Genomic DNA, 7,122 nt, shown 5'->3' on the forward strand with positions numbered 1-7,122 from the left:
CAAGCAGTCCAATCCGCACTGAACCATCGTCCCAGACGTATTCTGAACTATCTTCGCCCATGCGATTACTACCGATGCATGGCGTAACAGACTAGACCACTATCAAGAATTCGTTATCATCGTTGCACTTGACTTGAAAATTGAGGGGCAACAATTCGACCATGCCGATTTCAGCCAAACCACTTTTGCCATTGCTTATATGCGCGAGGATGGTTTTGACACCGGGGCCTTCAAAAATGTCTATGATCGCATCAAAGCCCGCTTTCCTGACGGCCATTTCCTGTATAAAGGCATCAGCGGGCGCCATAACGATGACACCCCGGCAATCGTGGCTTGGTATACCTTGCAATTGCGGCATTTCTTGGCCCATGAGTTTGACCGCCCTGAGCTGGAAGGAGGTAGCTAATGACAGCCTTATATAGTTTGTTTTGGGAACCTGGCACTGGCGAAACCTTCGACTATGGCTCCTTGATTGATTACCAGCCGCAGCGGGTGGTGCAGTACCGCAACCCGCTGCTGTCGCCGAGCCGCATTATTCATGCTTGGCATGACAGCCAGTGGCAGCAGGAAGCGACGCCGGCAGTGCCGCTGCCGCTACTGATACCAGGTACCACCTATCAATTTTTTATTGATGCCGAGCAAACGCCGGTCAACTCGGTGGGGCTGGCGATTGATTATTATGATCGGCAAGGCCAACGCATCGGCGATGATCTGCATGATGCGTTGCATGGGCAATTCACACTGCCGAAGCAAACGGCGACTTACCAGCTCAGCTTAATCACGTTAAATAATGAGCACTTAACCTTCCGCTCGCTGCTGCTTGGGCCAGAGGAAGCGTTAAAAAACGCCCAGGTCGGCTGGCCGAGGACAGATAGAATTACAAATATTGACTGCGATAAACCTAAGCAAGACGGTATACTTGATATCGTCTTGATGCGACAGCGCGTCGGCGTTGAGGCACTGCCCATGCCGCAGGCGCGCCATCAGGTGTACTTAAAGCTAAGTCCGACTGAGCTGGCGACACCTGAACTGGGGCAAGCGGCCCTGCAGGCGCTCGTGAAACCGATTGTGGCTCACTACGGGCAAGCACACGTCAGTCGGGCCAGCATTCGCACCAGCGGCCGCGGCACGGCGCAAGCGGCGAGATGGTTGCAGAAATTGCAAGCCGGCATGACGAATAAATCACTCTGATAATGGCTAAGTACGGAAAAAGGTGGCATATAAATGAATTTCTTTGTTAACGATGCAATGGGGATGGGTAATTCCGGCGTAGAACACGCGCAATTTTACCGGGCAAAGCGGTTTGATCAGGCAAAACTGCCGTACCGCTATATTTTTCTGGATTTGATTCCAGAGCTCCACAAGGCGATGGACCGTTGGGAGCTGCGAGACGATCAGGTCATCAACATCTGGGAGTTCTTCACCTTGGGGGATGACTATGCGCTGACTGGGTTGAAGCAGCGGATCACCGCCAAGAAAGCGGACATCGTGATTGATGGGACCGATACGCATCGCAAGTCAGAAGAAGTGTTGGATTCTGGCCTGCGGGTGGTGAACCATCTGGTGAAATATCCTGATATTCACAAGCCAGAAAACAAACTGCTGATGGTGTCCGCTGGGCGCACTGAAATTTTCAATGAAGCCACAGGCAAACGTGCCATCATGTATGAATATGTTGATGACCCGCACCGCAATCGCTTGGTGCGCAACATCCACATTTTTGATTACAACGGCAAGCACCTGTTCTTCCCCAATCGGGTGTTGATGTATCGGTTCTTCTTCAACCGGTTGAATGACCTGTATGGTGCGCCGTCGACCTTCTTGATCGACCGCGGTGAAGAAGTGGATGAAGCCTTGATGAATCAGCCGATTCCTGACGCCAAACTGGTTTACGTGGTGCACGCCGATACCTTGGGTGATCGCAACGACAAGCGCTATCCACTGTGGAATAATCATTATCAGTACATGTTCGACCACATTCAAAGCAGTGATCGGATTGTGGTGGCCACCGAATTGCAGCGCCAAGATATCCTAGTCGATTTTCCTGACGTGGCCGACAAAGTGGTGGCGATTCCCGTTGGTGGGGTGCGTGATGGCATCAAGCCGCGTGCGCGCAACACCATGCAGGATCCGATTCGGGTCATCACTGCTTCGCGACTAGCCGCTGAAAAACATGTGGATTTGGCCATTAAAGCGGTGGCGAAGTGGCATGACGAAGACGGCGTCAACGTCGAGTTCGATATTTACGGGCGCGGTGAAGAACAAAAGAAGCTGGAAGATGCCATTAAAGAAACCAACTCTGGCGATTACATCAAGCTGAAGGGCTTGTCCGATAACTTGGCTGAAATCTATCCTCAATACGACATCTTCGTGTCTGCTTCGTTCTCTGAAGGTTTTGGCTTGACCTATATTGAAGCCTTGAACGCTTCGCTGCCGATCGTTACTTACCGGGCCCGCTTCGGCGCCACCGAACTCGTCCATGATGGCGAAAATGGTTTCTTAGCTGATTTCAAGCGCGATGACATGGACTATGATGTCGACACGTTGCATGAAGGCTTCAAGCGCCTGCAGGCCGCGAATTATGGCAAGCTGGTGGCAAACACCACCGCCTCGCTGGATCAGTTCCAAGACCATGTGATTGCCGGCAAGTGGCAGAAGTTAATGGAGGGTCTGCGCTAATGAAGTATGAATTACTGAATACCATCACGCCAGGGACCGAGGCCTGGGATCAGGTTGTGGCCCGCGCCAAAAAAAATCATGAACGCATCATTGTGCTTTCGGCCATGCCGAATTTTGCAGGGTTGCTGAATCAAGCCGGCCTCAAAGGGGTTAGCCTGATTGATCGGGTCTGCAATCGGTCGTACCAGAAGGACGATTTCATGTTTTTCGACCGCATTCCCGTGCCAACCGGCGCCAAAATCGAGATGAACGAAGACGGCAATCTCAATGTGCTTTACGACGGCGACAAAATTGCTAACGTGACGCTTTATCCTAACACCCGGCGCGCAGTGCAGGATGTGCGGTACCTCAATCCTGATGGCACCCTGGACTACATTGAGGAATACGCCACGGATGGCTCGCATTACACCAACATCTACTACTACAACAATGAGATGCAAGAAATCGATTTTCTCGACATGCAAGAGCGACCGGTGCTGCGCTATTACCTGTACGAGGGCGTGATCAACTTTGTCACCATCGAAAACCCAGTGACCCGTGAAGTCACCGCCAAGTATAATAGCGTGCGTGATTTTGTGATGGCTGAAATGCCAACCATCGTTAAGCCAAACGATACCGTGACCATCAGCTATATGGGCATTGAACTGGATGCCATTAGCCAAACCAATTCTCACAATATTCTGGCGCTGGTTGAAGATCCGTTCGATGAGCATCATGAAGTGCGGGGCAACTTGCAGGCCATCCTCAAAAACGAGATCAAGACCGTGCAAGAGGTGCAAGTGCCGGTCATCGCGTACCAGGAATTACAGAAAACAGACCTACCAAGCGACAAATTGAAGCTTCTCAAATAATTCGAAAATATTTTTAAAATAGTTAATTAAATTACAAAACATTTTTCACAAGACAAGCCGTGATTTTCGAGGCTTGTTTTTTTATTATGTATAAGTGCTGTACAATCAAGGTATAAATTGGTTAATTCATTTTATAAAACTTATTTTTCGGTTATTGAACAGAAAATATATACCACTCTGTTTACAATAAATAATAGACGTTATATTGCAATATGGAGGTAATGCCGTTGGGAAAAAAGACTGGCAGTTCCGGAGATCTGTTTAGGAACAATAGTAAAGTCCGTTTCAAGATGTTTAAGGCCGGTAAAAGGTGGCTTGTTGCTGGGACAGCAACGTTAAGTGGTTTACTGGGTGGTTTGTTAATTGCACCGCATGCAGTTAATGCGGACACCACCACACCAACCGTCGCCAAGACCGTTGATCAGCAAGACACATTAGCCACACAGGATACGGCCACAATTCCAGTATCCTCTCAGACCGGATCTCAGACGACCTCGACGGATGCTTCGGCTTCCATCGAAGCATCGACGAGCACCTCGGTCAGCATTTCGCAATCGGCATCCGAATCAGCTCTAGTTTCAGAAAGTGCTTCGCAGTCAGGATCAACCACTGAGTCAGCATCATCATCAACTCAGTCTTCAGAATCCTCTTCAACGTCTACTGCGACCTCCACTTCTGCAACGAGTGCTAGTTCTGTTGCCGTCAAAGCCGCATCCACTGCGGATACCACTCAAACCTTGGGCACGCAGCTTGGTTTGGGTGCAAAAGACACTGCATCGCTTCAAGATGGTAAGTTAACCATCAACGTTGCCGATGGGGCTTCTTTGACTGCACCTGTATTAGCTAATATTGCCCGTTACGTTTCAGCCAACGCTGTTAACACAACGGTCATTCTTACCGCAGGCGCGCAAATCACAAGTCGGGATGGTAAAGTAAGTGTCCTGATTTTGAATGGCGCCACCGCAGTAAGCAGTATACAAGAAGGGAAAAACTTGGCTGTTGCTATTGGCCAAGTCACCGGCAAGGTACCAACTGTTGAAGGTATCGCAGCCACCGCGCAAGTTTCTGAAGCAATGGCCGGTTACACCACCAAGAGTCCATCTGGCCTGAGCATCCTTGGGATTACGATTCGCACCGGTTGGGATCAACAACCAACCAGCCAAAATGTCGCGATTGGTGACAACGCAATCCTGATTGGGACCGTTTCGACGTCGATTTCGGATGCCTTCGGTCAAGCTTTGACCAGTGCTGCAACGAGTCTGTTTACCTTGGGCACAGTGAGATTTTCACCAACGTACAAGCTGTACTACAACAATGGCAACGGCTGGGTTGATAGTGGGTTGAGCAATTCTACCGGGGTCTTTTCTGTGCCGGAGAACAAATCAGGTAAGATTGCTTATCAGATTGTTTATACCTATGCGGCTAGTGGGACAACGCTTCTTGGTGCGCTGATTGCAGGGGCTGTAAATGATGCCGTTGCTGCGTCGAACATGTTGTTGAGCTGGGGCTTTAATGATGGCACCTATGGCTCTGCAGTTGCCGTAGTGACCGTGGATAAGCCTATAGCCGCCACTGGTATTACCGTCACGGCGCCATCAGATTATCTGTTGGTGGGTGGCACCAATGGCACGAAGGTTGTTTCGACCACTGGCACCACCAACAGCAATACCGGTTCCAGCGAGCAACTGAGCTACACGCTGAATCCAACGAACTCAAATGACAAGATTACGTGGTCCGTTGATGGTGGTGCCACGATTTCCGATACTGGTTATCTGACCGTTACCCGGCCAGGGACGTACACCGTTACCGTTACGGCAACAAATGCTGAAACTGGTGCGGTTGACGCTACCGACTCCATCGAGATCACTGCTGGCGGTGGGTTAAGCGATAAAACGGTTGACGAAGGCGACGATGTTTCGATTCCGTTGCAAGGTACCGCCGCCCTTGCTGGTGCCAACGTCAGCTATCAGTGGTACAACGGTGATGGGACCGCCGTTGCTGGCGCCACTGGCTCGACTTTGAACCTCAATAACGTGCCGGTTAGCTACAACAAACACCAGTACTATGTCCAGATTACGCTTAGGACTCAAGATGCCAAGGGGAACAACGTGACGACTGTGATGCAGTCCAACACGATGACCTTGAAAGTTAATGCCCTTATGCCAAAGCTGGTAGGGTCCCAGGAAACCATTTACGTGGGTCAGAACTACACCGACGACCTGACAGATTTGGTCACGATTACTGATCCTAAGGGTAATCCTGTAGACGTCAACGCGGCATATGCCAATGGCGACCTGAAGATTACTGGTTCCGTTAATAACACCAAACCTGGCACTTACTACGTTCAAATGGTCTACACAGATCCGGCAACGGGTAAAACTGCTGAAGGCATGGGCAGCGTCACGGTTCAGAAGTGGACGACATCGGCCAGTCAGTCCAATAGTCAATCTGCTTCAAATAGTGCTTCAGGCTCCGCAAGCGTTTCAGCTTCACAAAGCGCCTCTGCCAGTGCTTCAGAAAGTGCTAATGGCAGCGCTAAGGCTTCTGAATCCAAGATTACGGCTTCACTTAGCGGCTCGCTGAGCGCTTCAATCAGTGCCAAGGCGAGTGCCTCTTCCTCCGCATCAATTAGCGCAAGCCAAAGCGCTTCGTACAGCACGAGTGCATCATACTCTGCGAGTGCTTCTTCTTCGGCCAGCTACTCTGCAACCGATAGTGCCAAGACGAGTGCTAAAAACAGTGCTAGCGCCAGTGCGGATGCCTCAGCTTCAGCGAAGACGTCAGCTTCGATCAGTGCGTCTGCTTCTTCCAGTGCCTCGATCAGCGCTTTCAATTCAGCATCTGATTCAGCTGAGCGAAGCACTGTGGATCTGTTGAATTCGATTACGAAGTCGATAGTCGATTCTGCATCAGCGTCTACTTCGGCGTCTATTTCTGCTAGCTATTCCGCATCAGCATCGTCATCTGCATCGATTTCAGGATCAATCATTAATTCGCAAATCGATTCGCAGTTATCTGAAGTTTCCGAGTCAATCGCTTCATATTCCGAGGCCTCTGTAAGTATCTCCGAGAGCCGTTCGGCAAGCGTTATCCAGAGCTATTCGGACAGTGCTTCAATTAGTGCTTCCAATAGTGCTAGCGGATCAGCCTCAGTCAGTGTTTCACAGAGTGCTTCTGCAAGTGCCAGCGATTCTGCGAAGGTTTCAGAAAGTAACGAAAGTGCATCTAACAGCGCATCAGGTAGCGCCTCTGTCAGTGCTTCACAAAGTGCTTCCGAGTCCGTAAAGACTTCAAACAGCAACAAGAGCGCATCAGATAGTGCGTCTGTCAGTGCCAGTGGTTCCGCATCTGAAAGTGCCAAGACCTCTGCTTCTGATAGTGCATCCGTCAGTGCTTCTCAAAGTGCATCCGAGTCTGTAAAGACTTCCAACAGCAACAAGAGTGCATCAGACAGTGCTTCTGTCAGTGCATCGCAGATTGCTTCGATCTCTGACGCAAGTCAAAGTGCTTCAATTAGCGCTTCGAACAGTGCCAGTGGTTCCGCATCCGAAAGTGCCAAGACCTCTGCTTCTGATAGTGCATCCGTCAGTGC

5 protein-coding genes are annotated in these 7,122 nt (G+C 50.2%); all 5 read left to right on the forward strand.

The annotated features are described in order from the left end of the window. Positions 1 to 118: 118 nt before the first annotated feature. Positions 119 to 406 carry an accessory Sec system protein Asp2 gene (locus tag EKM90_RS12445; RefSeq protein ID WP_404819947.1) on the forward strand — a complete coding sequence of 96 codons (288 nt, stop codon included), beginning with the start codon at positions 119 to 121 and terminating at the stop codon, positions 404 to 406. After that, positions 406 to 1,191: an accessory Sec system protein Asp3 gene (gene asp3 / locus EKM90_RS12450; protein WP_125583098.1), complete on the forward strand. Its 786-nt coding sequence runs from the start codon at positions 406 to 408 to the stop codon at positions 1,189 to 1,191. The genes EKM90_RS12445 and asp3 overlap by 1 nt, the downstream gene beginning before the upstream one ends. A 33-nt stretch (positions 1,192 to 1,224) precedes the next feature. Further along, a complete protein-coding gene (locus EKM90_RS12455) occupies positions 1,225 to 2,679 on the forward strand; it encodes a glycosyltransferase (RefSeq protein WP_125583100.1) in 1,455 nt (484 codons plus the stop codon). Continuing rightward, on the forward strand, positions 2,679 to 3,530 hold the full coding sequence (locus EKM90_RS12460; protein ID WP_125583102.1) for a hypothetical protein: 852 nt from the start codon (positions 2,679 to 2,681) through the stop codon (positions 3,528 to 3,530). Before EKM90_RS12455 ends, EKM90_RS12460 begins: the two co-directional genes overlap by 1 nt. 227 nt (positions 3,531 to 3,757) lie before the next feature. Then, positions 3,758 to 7,122: KxYKxGKxW signal peptide domain-containing protein (locus EKM90_RS12465; RefSeq protein ID WP_191987483.1), on the forward strand; the 3,365-nt coding region annotated here is incomplete at its 3' end.

Origin of the sequence: Lacticaseibacillus suibinensis, from assembly GCF_003946175.1 — a bacterium.
GTDB classification, from domain to species: domain Bacteria; phylum Bacillota; class Bacilli; order Lactobacillales; family Lactobacillaceae; genus Lacticaseibacillus; species Lacticaseibacillus suibinensis.

Coding starts and splice junctions, on each gene's coding strand:
- EKM90_RS12460 (WP_125583102.1), top strand. CDS start 2,679: ATGAAGTATGAATTACTGAATACCATCACGCCAGGGACCGAGGCCTGG.
- asp3 (WP_125583098.1), top strand. CDS start 406: ATGACAGCCTTATATAGTTTGTTTTGGGAACCTGGCACTGGCGAAACC.
- EKM90_RS12455 (WP_125583100.1), top strand. CDS start 1,225: ATGAATTTCTTTGTTAACGATGCAATGGGGATGGGTAATTCCGGCGTA.